At 46.9% G+C, this 18,170-nt stretch carries 14 protein-coding genes; 11 read left to right on the forward strand and 3 right to left on the reverse strand.

Going from position 1 to position 18,170, the window contains the following annotated elements; translation table 11 throughout:
- Positions 1–66: 66 nt before the first annotated feature.
- A complete protein-coding gene (locus ACYVJM_RS04880) occupies positions 67–963 on the forward strand; it encodes a sterol desaturase family protein (protein WP_461147072.1) in 897 nt (298 codons plus the stop codon).
- Between the two features lie 76 nt (positions 964–1,039).
- Here the strand turns inward: ACYVJM_RS04880 and ACYVJM_RS04885 are convergent, their stop codons facing one another.
- The gene (locus ACYVJM_RS04885) at positions 1,040–2,368 is read right to left on the reverse strand and encodes a TolC family protein (protein ID WP_461147073.1); all 1,329 of its coding nucleotides are present in this window, start codon (positions 2,366–2,368) and stop codon (positions 1,040–1,042) included.
- A 235-nt stretch (positions 2,369–2,603) separates the two neighbouring features.
- Between ACYVJM_RS04885 and ACYVJM_RS04890 the strand changes: the two genes are divergently transcribed.
- Positions 2,604–3,284: a response regulator transcription factor gene (locus ACYVJM_RS04890; RefSeq protein ID WP_461147074.1), complete on the forward strand. Its 681-nt coding sequence runs from the start codon at positions 2,604–2,606 to the stop codon at positions 3,282–3,284.
- Between the two features lie 97 nt (positions 3,285–3,381).
- Positions 3,382–4,101, forward strand: coding sequence for a hypothetical protein (locus ACYVJM_RS04895; RefSeq protein ID WP_461147075.1), 720 nt, complete (start codon positions 3,382–3,384; stop codon positions 4,099–4,101).
- A 61-nt stretch (positions 4,102–4,162) separates the two neighbouring features.
- On the opposite strand, the gene ACYVJM_RS04900 is transcribed toward ACYVJM_RS04895, so the two are convergent.
- Positions 4,163–4,468, reverse strand: a complete 306-nt coding sequence (locus tag ACYVJM_RS04900; protein WP_461147076.1) for a GNAT family N-acetyltransferase — start codon at positions 4,466–4,468, stop codon at positions 4,163–4,165.
- Between the two features lie 96 nt (positions 4,469–4,564).
- Between ACYVJM_RS04900 and ACYVJM_RS04905 the strand changes: the two genes are divergently transcribed.
- Positions 4,565–5,533, forward strand: a complete 969-nt coding sequence (locus tag ACYVJM_RS04905; RefSeq protein WP_461147077.1) for a helix-turn-helix transcriptional regulator — start codon at positions 4,565–4,567, stop codon at positions 5,531–5,533.
- A 388-nt stretch (positions 5,534–5,921) separates the two neighbouring features.
- Here ACYVJM_RS04905 and ACYVJM_RS04910 read toward each other — a convergent pair whose 3' ends face one another.
- Positions 5,922–6,473, reverse strand: coding sequence for an RNA polymerase sigma factor (locus ACYVJM_RS04910; protein WP_461147078.1), 552 nt, complete (start codon positions 6,471–6,473; stop codon positions 5,922–5,924).
- A 1,357-nt stretch (positions 6,474–7,830) separates the two neighbouring features.
- Between ACYVJM_RS04910 and ACYVJM_RS04915 the strand changes: the two genes are divergently transcribed.
- The 7 genes from ACYVJM_RS04915 to ACYVJM_RS04945 all read left to right on the forward strand — a co-directional run bounded on the left by ACYVJM_RS04915 (position 7,831) and on the right by ACYVJM_RS04945 (position 18,151).
- Positions 7,831–8,550 carry a LytR/AlgR family response regulator transcription factor gene (locus ACYVJM_RS04915; protein ID WP_461147079.1) on the forward strand — a complete coding sequence of 240 codons (720 nt, stop codon included), beginning with the start codon at positions 7,831–7,833 and terminating at the stop codon, positions 8,548–8,550.
- 546 nt (positions 8,551–9,096) lie between these two features.
- A complete protein-coding gene (locus ACYVJM_RS04920; protein WP_461147080.1) occupies positions 9,097–9,546 on the forward strand; it encodes a response regulator in 450 nt (149 codons plus the stop codon).
- Positions 9,547–9,891: 345 nt separating this feature from the next.
- Complete coding sequence (locus ACYVJM_RS04925) at positions 9,892–12,273, forward strand: family 20 glycosylhydrolase (protein WP_461147081.1); 2,382 nt, start codon at positions 9,892–9,894, stop codon at positions 12,271–12,273.
- Positions 12,274–12,681: 408 nt separating this feature from the next.
- On the forward strand, positions 12,682–13,695 hold the full coding sequence (locus ACYVJM_RS04930; protein ID WP_461147082.1) for an FHA domain-containing protein: 1,014 nt from the start codon (positions 12,682–12,684) through the stop codon (positions 13,693–13,695).
- A gap of 160 nt (positions 13,696–13,855) precedes the next feature.
- Complete coding sequence (locus tag ACYVJM_RS04935; RefSeq protein WP_461147083.1) at positions 13,856–15,298, forward strand: PP2C family protein-serine/threonine phosphatase; 1,443 nt, start codon at positions 13,856–13,858, stop codon at positions 15,296–15,298.
- The gene (locus tag ACYVJM_RS04940; RefSeq protein ID WP_461147084.1) at positions 15,298–16,851 is read left to right on the forward strand and encodes a serine/threonine protein kinase; all 1,554 of its coding nucleotides are present in this window, start codon (positions 15,298–15,300) and stop codon (positions 16,849–16,851) included. Before ACYVJM_RS04935 ends, ACYVJM_RS04940 begins: the two co-directional genes overlap by 1 nt.
- Before the next feature lie 10 nt (positions 16,852–16,861).
- Entirely contained in the window at positions 16,862–18,151 is a 1,290-nt protein-coding gene (locus ACYVJM_RS04945) for a serine/threonine-protein kinase (protein ID WP_461147085.1), read from the forward strand.
- The last annotated feature ends 19 nt before the right edge of the window (positions 18,152–18,170 follow it).

The following is an 18,170-nucleotide window of genomic DNA, read 5'->3' on the forward strand; positions in this document are numbered from 1 at the left end:
CATTCACAAAAAAATAGACAGATATGCAGCCACAAACCATTAGATTGCATTATATACAGGAATTTTATGCGTGATCTAATTCAATACGCCATCCCCGGATTCATTATTCTGCTCGTTACTGAGGTTGTTATTACGGCTATTCAACATAAAGACTACTATGACCGGAATGACACGTTTGGTAGCCTGAGTATGGGGATCGGGAATGTTGTTATCGGGTTCATTGGCAAAGCTATCGTTTTCGGTTCTCTTTCCCTGGTCTATCAGTTTCGGTTACTCACGGTTGATATGACCCAATGGTGGGCGTGGGCAATTCTCTTTTTTGCTGATGACTTCAGTTATTACTGGTTTCATCGGATAAGTCACAGCAGCCGGTATTTTTGGGCGTCGCATGTGGTGCATCACTCTTCGATGAAGTACAATCTGGGGACGGCACTGCGCCAAACCTGGACAGGTAACCTTACCGGGTCGTTTGTATTCTGGTTATGGCTGCCCCTTGTCGGCTTTTCGCCGGTGGCGATAATGACCATGCAGTCCATAAGCCTGCTGTACCAGTTTTGGATCCATACTGAGCATATTAACAAGTTTCCGGCCCCTATTGAGTTTTTCTTTAACACGCCTTCCCATCATCGGGTACACCACGGCTCAGACCTCGACTATCTGGATAAAAACCATGCGGGGGTCCTTATCATATGGGATCGTATCTTTGGTACGTTTGCACGGGAGCAGAACCGTCCTACTTATGGATTAACCACCAATATCCATTCCCATAACCCCTTTCGGATCGCCTTTCATGAATGGGTGTCCATTGGTCAGGATCTTCAACGTGCTCCGTCCGTACAAGCTGCTTTGGGCTATCTCTTTGGCCCTCCGGGCTGGAGTCATGACGGCTCCAGAAAAACAACAAAACAGCTGAGGCAGAAACCTGTCCAGATTCCAAAACACGAAAGCACGCCCTCATTGTAGCAGATAAGCTACAGTGAGGGCGTGCTTCAGAATAAAGCAGGATTAGTCAGGAAACGAAACGCAGCTCCTTCAAGTATCAGAAGAAGCGCGTATTGGTCGAGTAATTAATGAGTTGCTGGGTATTATAGACGTTGTTGAGCAGGTTTATGTTGTTCAATTGTGCCTGCTGATACGTCCGGATCTTATCCAGATAATCCAGTAATCCAATGGTCCGGGCGTTATAGGCTTTAGTTGCCTCTACCGAAATGTTTCGAATCCTATCCAGATACCCCGCCGGCTGGGTGTTAAGCTGCTCATAAAAAGTGTTGAGCTTATCATACGCATTCAGTACATCGCTTTGAACGATGGTTTGTTGATTCTCCAGACCACCCGTCACACTTTTCAGGGTCGTCTCTGCCGACCGTATCGCTCCTTGATTTCGGTTTCGAACCGGTAAATCCATGGCTAGCTGAAGGCCCGTGAAATTGTTATAGGCATTCCCGTATTTTTCAAACAAAATGCCAGTCGTCAGGTCGGGCGTACGCCGGGCTTTTTCAAGCGCAAGGCTTCGTTCGGCGTTGTTGATCTGCTCCTGCGACAGGCCCATATCCGGTCGATTCGTCATGGCGGAATCGATCGCCGTTGCCAGTGCCGGAAGCGTTACCCGCAGGGGGGGTAACTCAGTGGGTAGGATAAACGTACCGGCGGGCTGACGCAACAATACCCGAAGGGTAGCTTGTTCATCAGCAATTTGCGTTCGGTAATTAGCGCTGTTAGCCTGCAAATCACGCATAGCCACTTCAAGCCGGGTCACTTCGTAAGCTGGCACCCCTCCGGTTCGGAGAACGATCCGGTACGATTCGAGTAACCGCTGCTGGCGGATCATTTCATCCTCAAACAGGCGCAGCACCTGTAAGTCATAGTACAAATTGGCGTAGGTTGTGTACAGTTGATAATGCAGCGTTCGCATAATATCCTTAAACGCAAGCCGTGACAGTGCCTTATTGCTTTCCGCCAGAGCTACCAGCTTACTGCGTTTGCCCGCCAGTAAGATCACCTGCTGTAACTGAACGGCATAATAACCACTATTGTAGATGCCCGCATTCTTATCGGCCTGGGTGGGTGGCGCGTACGGCAGCACCTTTCCGGTATTTGGGTTAAAGAGGTTGCCCTGAAACCATAAATTTGGATTCGGCCGCAACCCTGCCTGTGTAATAGCCGCATCGGCAATATCAATTTGATAACGCTGGGCAATGAGTTGGAAATTCCTCTCCAGAAACTGCTGTTCAAGCTGAGGCAGACTTTGGCGGATTGTATCCGGCACAGCACTGACACCAGATGTCTGCGCGAATAAAGACGCTATCGTGCCCAGCCAAAAGGCAAAGAGTGCAGAAACAAAGTATGTAGTTGAGCGTAACCGATCCATAAAATAACGCCAGCCGGAATATAGTTCGGCTGATTCGGCCGCAAGTAGCGATGCTATCGTTAAGGTGTAGTTAAAGCGCTATTAATAAGACCTTAAAAAAAATGGCTATTCTTCTAATAGTGTCACCTTATTGTGGTTGGTTTGAATTTTAAAGAAGTTTTAATTAGGCTTTAAACTAGCTTTAAAGTTTCCCACTCACCTTTGCCATTGACTGTTAACCAAACTCAACGGGCGCATGAAGATTCTTCTTATTCAAAGTGATGCAGATTACCTCGACGTTCTCCATCGAACGCTGGCCGAACGACAGTATACGCTTGAACTGGCCAGCGACGGGTACACCGGTCTGGCGATGGGATTGCACGCTCGATTCGACCTGATCGTGCTCGATACACATTTGACCCGTATGAACGGCCTTGATGTAATCCGGCGACTTAGGCAGGAAAATGATTCAACGCCCGTTCTATTGCTGTCGCGGTTTGGCGAATCGGCCGATAAGGCAAAAGGCCTTTATGCCGGTGCCGATGATTACCTGGTTAGACCATGCGACTCTGACGAATTACTCGCCCGTATTTATGCGCTGCATCGCCGAAGAATTGGTGGATTTAACGCGCCTTCCGTACTGACCGTAGATAACCTCGAGCTTAATGTGGCGGAAAAAGTGGCTTATCGAGCCAATCAGCGCATTAAATTAACGGCCCGTGAGTTTCAGTTGCTCGAATTTCTAATCAAAAATGCTGGTCGTGTTGTTACTAAAGCGCAGATACTTGAGAAGGTATGGGATAACGCAGCCGTAAATAGCACGAATAAAGTGGAAGTGTACATCAATTTTCTACGCAAAAAAATTGACCGCGACTTCGACCATAAACTCATTCACACAGCTATGGGGGTTGGCTATCTGCTTCGCTCAGGATCTTAATGATTTAGTACTGCTGATGCATGATGCATTTTGGCTTAAATGAATTATGCATAGAGTTCACTTAACCGCTGAACTGATTTTCGTCTAAAAAGTCAACATGTTGGCTGTTTGTCTACTTTCTTTTTCGTTACTCTCATTTCGGTCCGACTCAATTGTTCCGGCTGATACCACACGCCCACCTCATTTCCGGATCAAACCTGCGTTCAACCTTGATTTTCGGGATTCGTTCCTTGAGCAGCAGCACGTTAATATTTGGGGAGTCAATGCAGGTATCGAGTTTGGCCCTAAACGGCATCAGTTAACCATAGGCTACTACTGGATCAATTATGCCACGTACCTACGCCTGATTGACTGGCGACGCGATGCAGCAAAACGAATCAATCTTACCTATTATACCCGGACCGATTTATGGTTTATCAGTACCCAGTATTGGTGGAATCTAATCAACAATAAGCGATGGATGGTAAGCTTCCCGGTAGAACTTGGCGGTGGTGTAGCGTATGCAATTCCTTTGAATCTGGCAAAAGATAACCCAATTGACCGTACTCGCCGAAGCTTTTTTGTGCCCCTTCAGGCCGGTGCCTACGCCCAATGGAAAGCTACGCGCTGGGTAGGCCTGACCGCTCAGGTAGGATACCGAGTTTCGGTTTTCCAAACCGATATTGACCAGAATTTTAATGGAAGCTACTACAGTATTGGTATTTCCATTTATCCGGCCCTGCCGGCAGACATTTGGCGATGGGTACGAAAAGGAGACCGTATTTCGCCCGTACATCCACCAAAAGCCCAGCAGTCCGCCGGAAAATATATCCGTTAATCTCCTGAAATCAATGTTGATGATGAGCCCCTTTTCGGGAACAACTCATGCAGGCTATTCATCAGAAATCGCTGGTATTATACGCCGTCGAAACAACTCGATTCCAGGCTGGGTGGCGTTTTAAATATGCGTCCACGAATGGGCAAAGCGGAACAATTTTAAGATTGTTCTGCTCAGCATACTGCAATACCTCTTCCACCAGTCGGGAGCCAACGCCGTGCCCTTCCAAAGCAGGATCTACTTCCGTATGCGTTAATGCCAATGTTTCATCGTCTACTTTCTGATAGGCAACTATAGAGCGTTTCCCATCTGTTTCCAGTTCAAATTGCTGGCGGTGCGTATTGTTGGTAATGTGTTGCTCGTTCATGTTATTCATACGTTTATTAGCCATTCTACACAAAAAAATGCCTACTTGTTCAAATGAAGGATTGTAATTTGCAAACGGCTTAACCCTTCTGTCGCTATGAACCGTCTAGACCGCCTGACCGCCATCCTGATTCATCTGCAAACCAAGCGTGTGGTGCGCGCACAGGAACTGGCAGACCGTTTCGGCATTAGTCTTCGTACAGTTTACCGCGACATCCGGTCACTGGAGGAAGCGGGCGTTCCGATCGGAGCAGAAGCGGGTGTTGGCTATTTCCTTACTGACTACCATCTGCCTCCTGTAATGTTTACGAATGCGGAAGCAAGTGCGTTACTTTTTGGTGGAAAACTAATTGAAAAACTAACAGATCAGTCCGTACAGACGGAGTTCGAATCGGCTTTATACAAAATAAAGTCTGTCCTAAAACGTCCGGATCAGGAGCATCTGGATAGCCTGGAAGCTCATATCGATGTAGCCAAGTCTTCGTATCAAACTACCGATGGAGAGGGCTCACTAAATAAGCTTCAGCATGCTATTGCGCAACAACATGTGCTGGAACTTCAGTACTATTCGCACTACAACAACGCTGAAACCCGGCGCCGGGTGGAGCCAGTAGGACTGTATCATTACCACTCGAATTGGCACTTGATCGCATTTTGCCAAATTCGTCAGGACTATCGGGACTTCCGTGTGGATCGCATTCGCCAGCTTACTGACACAGGGGAATACTTTTCACGACGAGACCGTTTATCGTTACAGGAATACCTCGATCGGGTAGGTAAACAGGATATGACCGTCATGGAAGCTACGATTGTTTTTCCAAGATCGGCCACTCGGTATATGCAGGAGCAAAAATATGCATATGGTTTTCAGTATGAAGAAGACCTTGGGAATTTCGTTCGAATTCACTTTCAAACACCCTATCCCGAAGGCCTTTCCCGTTGGCTAATTATGTATGGCAATCTGGTCACAATTGAGAAACCAGACTCCCTAAAAGAAATGATTCAAATATTAGTGGATGAGTTGCATACTCATTACATGGGCAGTAAAGTCTTTCCGGTAACTTAGATGTAGATGCAATAAAAATTCCTTGTAAATTTTTTATTGCAAAAAATGACATGTATTTACTACAATTGTAATAGTAAAAATTTTTTACTGGCTAAGAACTCAACTTACTTAGCTACTATTAGGTGGGGGATTACAAAACAAACCCAACCAATAGTATTGACCAACAAATTTTTATCATAAAGCCATTTTACAAAAACTAAAAAATGGTGCATAAATTAAATATCCCACATTTCAGTTACTAATGTAATCTCGAAGAAAATACTTTACAATTCTAATTAAAAACTGCTAAGAAATTACTTCATGTGCTGATTATCTGTTTTTTATTTAGTAGTAAATGAGCTTGTGGTTAGCACCAAGTTTTTCATACAAATTAAGTCCTTCTATACACTTAAAACTTATTTTGTTTAGCATACATGATTTGCACTTTCTCACGGCTTCGTTTAAGACGCATCTTAACCGCGCTTGCCGTAATGCCGTACAACTTAGCAATATCATTAATACTTAGTCCCTGCTCATATTTTAGCCTGAGTAATGTCTGCTCCTTAACGGCCAACGTATTCATGGCAACTCTGAAAAGTTGAAGTTTGTCTTCGTGAATCTGTGCCCAATTGGAGTCGGGGATATTTAGCTGAGAATCATCATCAATCGAACTCGTCAGCATTCGTTTAGCTATCCTGATCTGATCCAGGCAATGATTACTGACAATTGTATATAGCCAAGTTGAAAAACTGGATCGCTCTTGGAATGCATTAAGCTTGACAAACACTTTTAGAAATATATCGTGTGTAAAGTCCTGCGCCTGGTCAGCATCTTTTATAATTGACAAACAATGACGGTACACCTTCGTTTCGTAACGTTTGTATAAAATTTCGAAACAACAATTTGGCTGATTCGGCAAATAATGACGAATCATTTCTTCGTCGGATAAAGTTGTTTTCATGAATTCGGTTAAGTACCATTACGGGTAGGCAATAAAACATGGCCCTGATTATTAACTGGATTTATACAAATTCAATTAAAATTCAGGGTTACACTAGCATCAAACTAGCGAATGCTAAGTTGATGAAGTTTTATTCTGTACAATAGAATAACCTATGGTGAAACACGTTACAATAGCTATTATACAAGTTCACAATCAACATATAAGTTATTCGTTTGAATATAGTCAGCATATATTCTTAAGTTACAGAATATTTAACTAATTGAATATTTACATACAGCTAGCTTACATATAGCTAAACCGAGATTTGAGGGGGAAAGATAAACAAGTTATTTTCATTCACGATCGTGAATTCTAGGGATATAGGCTGAGTGAGGACAATCGACCAAAATTGGTAAACATTCAGCATTTATTTCTCTAAAATGCATCCATTGTTTATTAGTACACTTCTACTAATAAATAGCTGGTTTATATTCTTAATCTATTAAGTATAGAATACAAGCCAAGGCTCCTTTTATATCGTCAGGGCACTTTCAAGTTGTAAACCTATGCATCAATCCGAATGCGTTACTGCGTGAGAAAATACTGACCTTTTGAACAAAATGGTAACTTGAAGCTTATCAATATCCTTGAAAACCAGAAAGACTTTTAATATTTATTTTTTGATCGTTTCCATTTAGGAATAACATTACAATGGTTGACTAATGGAAGGGTGTCAATTTTCGGCGTTCGTCTCATACCGAACCGGCAGGTACTTTAACTGGCTAAGCTAACTATCGGCCTGATTAATGTAAGGGGGACATTTGTCAAGCTTTTTGTCAAAATTAATTCCTTCAATTGGGTACTTATTGGCGAAATAGGAGTCAACCGAAATATTAGTCTCCATCTCTCAATTAGCACAAACCACGTGCGACAGCTGGATGTCTAACCCAGTAGCGGTGCAGACAAAATGGCCATTGTGATTATCAGCAGCCTATGTTCCTCCGATGTTTTCTTTAATAACTTAGTCGAGGGTATACCCGTTGGGTCTAACCTCTTGTAAAGGCCTTAGCTTATATATAGAAATGCAGATCAAACTAGTAATTGTTAATACCTTATAAGTTTTTCGAAGAACTCAACTATAAATTTTAAGAACCAGTCTCACTATAAAGGTTCATAGCACAACCAGCAAATAAGTATCCATTAGTGAATATTTGTTGATAAATTACTGTGACTTTTCGGCTTGCTCCCCGTATTAACTATATATCTGCTGTGGTAGATGAGTTGTAGGTATGAATTGTATGTAAACTACCCAGCTTGCTATTTATAACGGTTTACTATACACCACAAACAGCTCATTAAGCCACCCAGAAATAACATGGATAGTTACCTAACACCCTCAATTCTTATTATTGAAGATAATCTAGTTGATGCCTCCTGGCTTAACGAAGTATTGGTAACCATGGGTTTCAGATCACTTGTTGTCGTGCATGATATAGATTCCGCAGCCAATATCATTGCCTGTCAACGTCCTAACTTAATGATCTGTGACCTTTTTTTCAATGGAAGACCGGACGGGTTAACCTTATTGAAGCAATTTTCAGCATTAAGCAGGCAGTTTATAGTAACAACAAATTCCTACGAAATCAGGCATTACGAACAAACACGGGCAATAGGTGTAGGTGGTCATCTAATTAAGCCATTTCACCCGCTTACCCTTCGTTCTGTAATTGACCAGTTGCTCATCCCTTCGCCAAATCCGCATTCAAATTCCCATTTGTTTATCCGTGGCGCTCAGAACAAACAGGTACGAGTCCATTTAGACGAAATACTGTTCTTATATTCCGAACGTAACTATACGTTTATCAAAACAAGACAAGGGCGGTTTACTATAAAGCGATCGCTGAATAAAATGCAGGAGGAGCTAGACAAGCGTTTTCTTAGAATTCATAATAGCTATATCATCAATGTAGATTTCCTGAAGTCTATATCAACGAATACAGTCTTAATTGACAAAGATATAATACCATTAGGAAGGGCTTACCGTAAAAACCTGGTTCCACTATTGCATTCCAATCGGGAGGAGAAAGAAAACTGAGTCAGTAACTTATCCTATCCAGATCGTATTATCTATAGAACCTTCATTTTGTGGTCTGGCGCCGTTTTATCTATGTATTAATTTATTTTTAACTCTCCTTTCGCATTCAACCTACACACACATAGTCACTTGATTAAGAGGAAGTCAAGTTTTCACTATCAAACGGAATGACAGTAAATACGTAGGTAAACATGGCTATAAATAACTAATTTGAACTTATAATTAGGCCTCTTCAGGAACTAAAGTTATTTTTAGACTGTAAATTTAAGCTTGTCAACCATTCTCTGAGTGTACGGTTAAACTTTATTCTTAAACGAAAAGACTATACTGTGTCATCAAAAGGAGTTCTGGAAAATCGTCGAGAACTACCCGTAGAGGACTATCCATGGTATGCCCGTTCAGCAGTAAACAGTTTCCATTATTCATACATCCGGCTCTAAAAGACGCAACAGATTTAGTTTTTTCGGAGAAGGGATACAATCAACGTGTCTGGCTAATGAAATGACATAGTCCACTCACACTCAATACGTTTAGCCTTAGAACAACATGTCTCATCAATTCCCAATCCTGTTAGTAGACGATGATCCATTAATTGCTGACATATTACAGCGAGCTTCATCAAGTAACTTTCCTGAAGCGACGTTTATACATGTCAGCAGTTTCGAGGATGCCAAAACGTATATTGAAGGATTACAGGGTAAAGGTCCCAAAATTGTTTTACTCGATATCGACCTTCAGGATAAAGTCGACGGCTTAGACTTTTTAGCATTATTAAGGGCCCATCCTAAAGGAAGAGTTTTGCCGGTTGTGATGCTTTCGGCAAATAAAACACCTGCTCTGGTCGAGCGTGCCTATTCCTTTGGTGCTTCTTCATTTACAATCAAGCCGTTTAGCTACTCGGACTGGAAGATGTACCTGAGCAATCTACGAACATACTGGTACGAGACCGTAACCCTGTTAGACATACGGCACTACAAAGAAGATGCTGCCGAGTAGGTATTTGATTCGGCAGCAACTACCTTGTTGCGCACGAAATAAAGAAGAGATACAGTACACCTTTTAACCAGATTACCTTTACTCGGGTAGAGTCATGTAATAGGTCTTTCCTGTTTACATGACCCTGCCCGCATTTATTTTTATTCCGTTGTAACCGCCCCTGACAACATGAGAACGTTTTCCCTTATTTGCCTTATTTTTTGTGTATTCCTAACTCTTAGTTGTTCGAAGAGTTCTGACACCAACACAACCGAATCAACCACTGCTGATGGGACATCAGGCCGACTGAAAATTTCGCTGGATCTGGTTGACAATAATTACCAGAACCAGGCTCGTTCCAGATCCGTGTTAACGCTTACAAACACAGGTGATGAAGAGCTTCCGGCAACAGGCTGGAAGCTGTTTTTCAACGGTGGCACACCGGCACCCCTCGATTCATCAGTGGCGAACGTAACGCTGTTCAACGGCGATTTACACTATATAAGCCCCGGCCGCAACTTTAAGGCGATTCCTCCCGGACAATCGGCCAAATTGGAAGTCTTAGCGGGTAAAATCCGAAACAAAACTGATTTCCCGATTGGGTTTTACCTCGTTCTGGATAAAGATCCGCTACAGGCATTTCCAGTCGAGCTAACAATCAACTCCGGTCATATCTTCGAGAAATCGGATCGTAGCCTGGCCGAAACCATATTCAATGAAAATCAGAAAATACAGGCTATACCGGACGACAAAATACCACACGTTTTTCCTACTCCCGCTTCGTATCAGCCACAGGGAACACCGTTTGTCCTGACAGACCAGGTAGTCATTATTTCCGAAAAAGAGTTCAGGCCTGAAGCCGATTATTTGGCTACTCGTTTAACAATGGTGTTAGGCAAGAAGCCCGCCATTCAGGAATCGGGAGCCGGAAAAGCCATTTTTTTTCAGAAAAAAGCCGGACTCGGTCCGGAAGCCTATGAGTTAACCGTCGATCAGGACGGTATTCGGCTGGCAGCCGCTACACGGGCGGGTATTTTTTACGGTATCCAGTCCCTGCAAACGCTGTTACCAGCAGACGCTCTCGCAGGCAAAACACAGTCTATTTCTCTTTCGGGGGTTAAGGTGACAGATGCGCCCCGCTTCCCCTACAGGGCACTTATGATGGACATGGCCCGAAATTTTCAGCCTAAATCAGAGGTATTTAAAGTGCTGGACGTAATGGCCCTTTATAAACTCAACACCTTCCACTTCCATTTCAGTGAAGACGAAGGCTGGCGGGTCGAAATGCCTTCCCTACCCGAGCTCACCGAAGTAGGTGCTAAACGAGCACACTCAACCGATGAGACCAAAAATCTAATTCCCTCCTACGGCTCCGGCCCATCGACCAGCAATGCATCGGGAACCGGCTTCTACAGTAAAGCCGACTTTATTGAAATCCTGACCTACGCCCGTGAGCGGCACATTGATGTAATTCCGGAAATTGAATCGCCGGGGCACGCCCGAGCGGCTATCAAAGCGATGGATGCCCGCTACGACCGGCTACTAAAAGCAGGAAACAAAGCCGAAGCAGAGAAGTACCTGCTGCGTGACCTAGCCGACAAATCGGTGTATCGATCGGTGCAGGGCTGGAATGACAATGTCATCAATGTATCGCTGCCTTCGGCGTATTCCTTTATGGAGCGGGTGGTCGACGATTTGCGGGCTATGTACAAAGAAGCAGGCGCTCCGTTGAAAACCATTCATTTCGGGGGCGACGAAGTTCCGGAAGGCGTATGGCAAAAATCGCCCGCTGTGCAGAAGTTGATGGCGGGTAATTCTTCCGTGAAAACTACTGACGATTTGTGGTATTACTACTTCGGAAAAATCAATCAGATTCTGAAAAACCGGGGCTTATTTTTGTCGGGGTGGGAAGAAATCGGGCTAAGAAAGGTAACTCAAAACGGGAAAGTTACCTGGATACCAAACAAAGCGTTTGCTTCGGAAAATTTCCGGGTGAATGTCTGGAAAAACAGCCCTGGGTCCGGGGCGGAGGATCTTGCCTATCGGATGGCCAACGCGGGCTATAAAGTCATCCTGACGGGTGTTACCCACATGTATCTAGACCTTGCTTATAATTCCTCGTCCGAAGAACCCGGCCAGTATTGGGGTGGATATGTGGATACGGAGAAACCTTTTTCGTTTATCCCGTATAACTACCTGAGAAATCTAAAGGACGACTTCACCCGAAAACGCATTGCCCCCTCCATGATTAAAAGCCGTGAATCAGTAACCGAAGCTGGAAAGGCAAATCTGGTAGGTATTGAGGCTCCGCTCTGGTCCGAAACGAACCGGACACCCCAGCAATTCGAATACAAACTTCTACCGAAACTGCTGGCCGTTGCCGAGCGCGCATGGGCAAAAGACCCGGCCTGGGCTCTTGAAAAAGACGATGCCAAAAGCGATCAGCTTTACAACCAGGCCTGGTCTGAGTTTTTACATGTTGTCGGGAAACGGGAGCTTCCCCGCTTAGACGTTTATGCTGGTGGTTACCAATACCGTATCCCCGCCGTAGGTGCTAAAGTTAGCAATGGTAACGTAGCTGCCAACGTTCAGTTTCCAAGCCTTACCATTCGCTACACGACTGATGGAACGGAGCCGACCGCCCAGAGTGCCGTTTACAGCGAACCGGTTGTCCTCACCAATACTGTTAAATTTAAAGCTTTTACGGCCACCGGCCGCTCCGGCCAAACGGTGACAATCACTAAGTAGCGTGCTAATGACCGCGCAGCGAATTAACATTAGCGCCACTTAAAGCCCTATACACACGCGGTAGTATAGACGCGTTTAACCAAAGAGACGCAACGCACACCCAGGTTGACACAGAGGGAAGTACTTCTATCAACCACGGTGTGCGTTGTGTTTGCTGCCAACTGCACCACAAAAAACAATTTCATTATCTCTTCTTCCTGATGCAGCGTATCGACCGGATGCCGGTTCGCTTGATAAAATACATCCTCAATTAGGTTCCGGGGCACGTTTAAACCGCTGAGCCAATTGATAAAAGTAGCCGTATGGAGAAGCTTAAAACTCCGATAAATAAAATTTACGGCAGCTAAACTAACGAAAGCCCCCATAGTTGACGTTTATAAGGGAATAATCCCTCCAAACAGTCTGCACATGGCAAATAAGCCCGGTGGTTGGCTCAGTAAGTTGAGTAACCTGATCATTCCGCCCAGCCAAACCGATACCAACTCTACCTCTGTTGTTACCAATAAACGTATCCTGGACGAACTAATCGCCAGCTTTGAAGACTCGTTAAGTCGGGAGTCTTTCGGGACAAGTTTGCTGTTCAATGCACACTTTCTGATTATTATGCACCCCGACACCTACGAAGAACGGCAGAATGCCTTTCCAGTTGTGGTAAATGAAGCCGTTCAGGCATTTAATGCTATCATTGGCACACATAAAAGTAAATACGGCCGGATATCGCCGGTGGCGTCGAGCTGGTTTTTTAAGTTTGGTGCCGGACAGGAGTTCAACGGCGAACCGGTCGGCCCTACCGAATTAAAAGTCATTGGTGCCTTAACCGGAATTCTGCCCGGTAATGGTCCCGCCGGTGCTGCTACCGAGAAGGTGAATGTAACCCGCCGGGTAAAACAAACGAACCTGTACGAAAAAGTTGATGTCGATGTCAATGCCTTTCAGCACATTGATTTCCGCGAACCGGGGGCCTTTGTTGTGAAATTCAATTTCGACAGCCCGATAAATATTGTTGGGCAGCCCCCCGTCAACGTATCGTCGCGGGTGGCACCAGCAGCGACCCCGCTTCCCCGCAGTCTCGACGCGGGACTGGCACAAATAAGCTATTACATTGCTGAATTAAATAAGGAAGACACCTACCTGATGCGTGATCGGGAAATTGTGGTTGCCCGCAAAGAACCCGACAACGAGCACTTCCCGAATTATCTGTTACTCGAATCGGTCTACGTATCAAATCCACACGCCCGGATTCGGTACAATGACTCGACGCACTCGTTTCAGATTGCCTCATTCAGCCGTAATGAAACGCGGGTCAATGAGCAGCTTATAGCCCGCAGCGAACCAGCTAATCCTCAGTGGTTTGACTTATCCGACAGAGCCCAGATTTTGCTTAACAGCATGGTAACGCTTCACTTTCAACGCAGCTTCTAACACCATGGTCGATTTTCTCCTTGTCCTGCTCCTTTTCCTGTTTGTCCTTTTTCTGGTATTCAGGCATTTTCAGGACTTGCCCCGATAAAACCAAACCAACCGGTTTGGGCGGAGTTGTAGTAAAACTGAACCACTTATCCGATCACTTTTTTCGTTTCGAATGAATGACTTACTAATCGCCGGCTTAACGGATGTTGGCCAACGCAGGAAGGACAATCAGGACACGTTTATCTGCACCCCACTCTGGTCGGAGTCGAGCGCGTTACTGGCGGTAATCGATGGTGTGGGCGGCTATGCCGGGGGCGACCGGGCAGCTGCCATTGCCCGGGAGGCCATTGAGCGGTACATGGCAACACCCAACGGCGACCCCCTGTCCATGCTGCGCGAAGCGGTTGTGTTTGCCAATAATCAGATCAACGAGCAACGCCAGCAAGACCCTAAGCTGGGCCAGATGTGCTGTGTGTTAACAGCCGCTCTGGCCGATACAAGTACCAATAAGCTGTACTATGCCCACGTGGGCGATACACGGCTGTACCGTTACCGGCGGGGCGACCTGATGAAACTCACACACGACCATTCGATGGTGGGCATTCGGGAAGATGCCAACGAACTGACCGAGGTCGAAGCTATGGCGCACCCCCGCCGTAACGAAATTTTACGTGAAGTGGGTCTTACCACTCATCGGGTTGATGATGCCGATTTTTTGGAATCAAGCGAAACAACGTTCCTGCCGGGCGATCAGTTGCTGTTGTGCAGCGACGGCCTGACGGATATGATCACCCAAGCCCAGATTAAAGCGATCCTGAACCAGAGCGTTTCGCTGGATAAGCAACTCTCCGAATTGATCCGGCTCGCCAACCACCAGGGCGGTAACGATAATATTACCGTAGTACTCGCCCGACACAATACCCCGGCAAACGGGCCTGTTACTACCGAAACAAACACTGTCATTCCTTCCGAACGGGCCAGCGAAACGGCCGTTTCGCCAGTTGTAGATCCTATAAAATCGGAACCGGTCAAGCCCTCTTCAACAGGTCGGTGGCTGGCTATGATCATTGTTCTGCTGTGTTTGGCGGGTGGTATTTACTGGTATCAATCCTGGCCATCGGAAACCGCATTCATCCCCTCCGATAGCCTGAACACCGCGGTTTCAACGGCCGATACGGTCGATTTAACGGTACAGGCCACCCCTAAACTTGACTCCCTGGTACAGGCGGCCCACCGAAGCACAGACCATCGGCTGGTACTGGCCGATGATACAGTCCGCATCAACCAGCCGCTCCTGATCACCGATTCCTTGCTGGCTGTATTGGGCAGCAACCGGATGACCGTCCTCATACCTGCCGACACAGCCAGCGCCCGGCTAGCCCTTCGGGTGAACCGACAGGGTGCGACCAGCCTCGACAACCTGATTATCAATGGATTTGACACGGGCATTGAAACAAACGGCAACGCCATCCTCCAACTAAAAAATGTATATTTCAGGCAAGTCGGGATGCCCGTGCGGGCGGCTATCCGGCAGGACACTTGTCTGAATACCATCGTTACGGTTTCTGTGCAAAAGCAATCCGTGCCTGCTCCGACTAAACCCCTGCGTCCCTGATGACTACCGTACGCTTCGACACCCGATTCCCCGGCTATGAAATTTTGAGTGAGTTGGGCCGCAGCAATGCCCGAATCCTCAAGGCACGTCACCTGGATACGGGCGAACTGGTCGCTATCAAACACTTTGCGCTGAATACCGATGATGAGACACTCCGCCGATTTCAGCGGGAATCGGCTATTATGACCAGTATCGCCCACCCCAATATTGTGAAAGTCAGGGAGGTGCAACTGGAGGCCGAACTGCCCTTTATTGTTATGGAGCTGATCGAGGGTGGGAGCGTTTGTGACCTTCTCAAAGCACAGGGCCACCTGGATATTCCAACAACCATTCGGCTCGGCCTGCAAATGGCCAGTGCATTCAGGGCCATTCACGCTCAGGGAGTTATTCACCGGGATATTAAGCCCGACAATATTCTGTATCGCCACCTGCCCAGTGGAGAACTGCACTTCCTGTTGACCGATTTTGGTGTGGCACGGCTGCACGAGCAGTCAAACACGTTAACGGGACAGTCGCTGATGACCTACGAATATGCCTCTCCCGAGCAGTTCAATAACCCCAAGGGTGTCAGCACCGCCACCGATTATTATTCGCTGGGCGTGGTGTTGTACGAATGCCTGACGGGTAAAGTTCCGTTTGCCATGGGCGACCATTCGGGGATTGTTACTTTTATGAATAAGGTGCTGACCGACGCCCCGCCCCCATTGACTGTTTCGGCAAATGGACAGTCGCTGGGTTTGTTTACGCCCCTGCTGGAAAGTCTGCTTAAGAAGAATCCCGCCGAGCGACTGAATGACGCGGATGAGTTGACCTGGTTGCTCAAGCAGGCCGAACTGGCGTATCTGGAAGCGGGCCGATCGAACCGCGCCACCGTAATTCGTCCGGTGGTTGAAACGCCTAAACCGATCGTTCCAACTCAGCCCAGTCAGCCAACGCCGACACAAACTTCGGCCTCGGGATCCCATCAGGAACGAGCATCCCGAAAGGGAATCAGTGCCGTAAAGCTTATGGGTTTCATTGCCTTAGCGGTGATTATGCTGGCGGGCGTGTATTACCTCACGGCAAAGCGCGACCCGGAATCAGAAGGTAATTCGTTCCGGGCCGAACAACCAACAACGCGCAATCCTGCGGCCTCGACTGCCCAATCCGACACCGCAGCCGCCCGGATCAGCCAACAGGAAGAAGAAGCCAGACAGCGGGCAAAAATCCGTCAGGAAGCTTTGGCCGCGGTGAAAAATATTAGGGCTAAAGCCGTCGATTTCAGGGTCGGACTGTTTGGAGGGATCAAGCATTTGCAGATTCAGTTGAATAATCCAACCCGGCTGTCGTTTACCTATGTGGTGGTCCAGGTTAGCTATTATAAAGATGGCGGTGGCCTCTACAAAACTGAAAAAGTATATTTTAATCATGTGGAGCCCAATTCATCACCTATTCAGGCGGCTCCTAACAGCGATCGGGGAACGCGCGTAACCTGTAAAGTAGCGAGCTATGAGTCGCGGGACATTCCACCGGCTTCCGATTCACTGACGTCATCCCAATCTGAGTCGTTTTAATAAACTACCAATGCCAACTGTAAGCGTCAACACCCATTTTCCGGGTTACGAAATTATAGGCGAACTCGGTCGATCCAATGCCCGCGTGCTGAAAGCGCGGCATTTGGACTCGGGCGATTTAGTAGCCATCAAGCATTTTACCCTGAACACCGATCCTGAAACCCTCCGCCGATTTCGGGTCGAATCGGAAATAATGACCAGCATCCGCCACCCTAATGTGGTACGGGTTCGGGAAGTGCAATTGGATATGCCCCTTCCGTTTATTGTGATGGAATGGGTAGAGGGCGGAAACCTGCGAACGCTTATTCAGGAACAGGGGCAGTTGAGTGTAGCAACCACCATCCGGCTGGGCTTGCAGATGTCCGAAGCGTTTCATGCCATTCACCCGCAGGGGATCATTCACCGGGATATTAAGCCCGAGAATATCCTGTACCGGCCCCTGCCCAGTGGCGAACTCCATTTCCTGCTGACCGATTTTGGCGTGGCCCGATTACGGGAACAAACACAGACCATGACGGGACAGTCGTTGATGACTTACGAATATGCCTCCCCTGAGCAGTTCGATAATCCCAGAGGAGTCGATGTCGCCACGGATTACTACTCGCTGGGGGTGGTTTTTTACGAATGCCTGATGGGTAAAGTGCCGTTTTCAATGGCCGACAGCGCCGGGATTGCTACCTTCATGGGGCAGGTACTGCGAACAGAACCGCCGGCGCTGGCACTTCCATCGGGGCAATATCTACCACCCAGTCTGGTAACGCTCATTGACTGGACGCTCGTTAAAGATCCGTCTCAACGCCTTAGCGACATTACCGAACTGGCCTTGTTGTTTGGTCAGGCTAATGTTGAACTGCTGCAAGCCAACCGATCCGGTATTCGGCAGGCACCTGTACCAACGCCACGAACGCAGACAATGGCAGCACCCGTGCCGGTAACCCCGCCAGTCGAGCCTTACGAACCTACCTCCACGTATGAGCCCGCTCCTCAGTCAAACACCTGGCTGATTGCACTGGCCGTTGTTGTTGCGGGGCTGATTATCGGATTTGCCATTTATTACAAAGGACTCGATAAAGAAACCCCGGCCTCGACGTTAGCAGATTCGACCGCGCTCAACCGGGATTCAACGGCGACCGAGGAATTCGTACCGCGCAGAGACACAGCAGCCACAACAGAACCGGAATCGGAAGAAGAAACAACGACAGATTCGGTAGAGATCACGCCAGTACCACCAGCAGTAACGCCAAACAGTGGTTCCACGGCTACGCCCGATTCAACGGCTGTGCAGGACTCCATCCGGTAGTTTTTCCTGTCCTGTCTAC

The organism is Spirosoma pulveris, assembly GCF_054781875.1.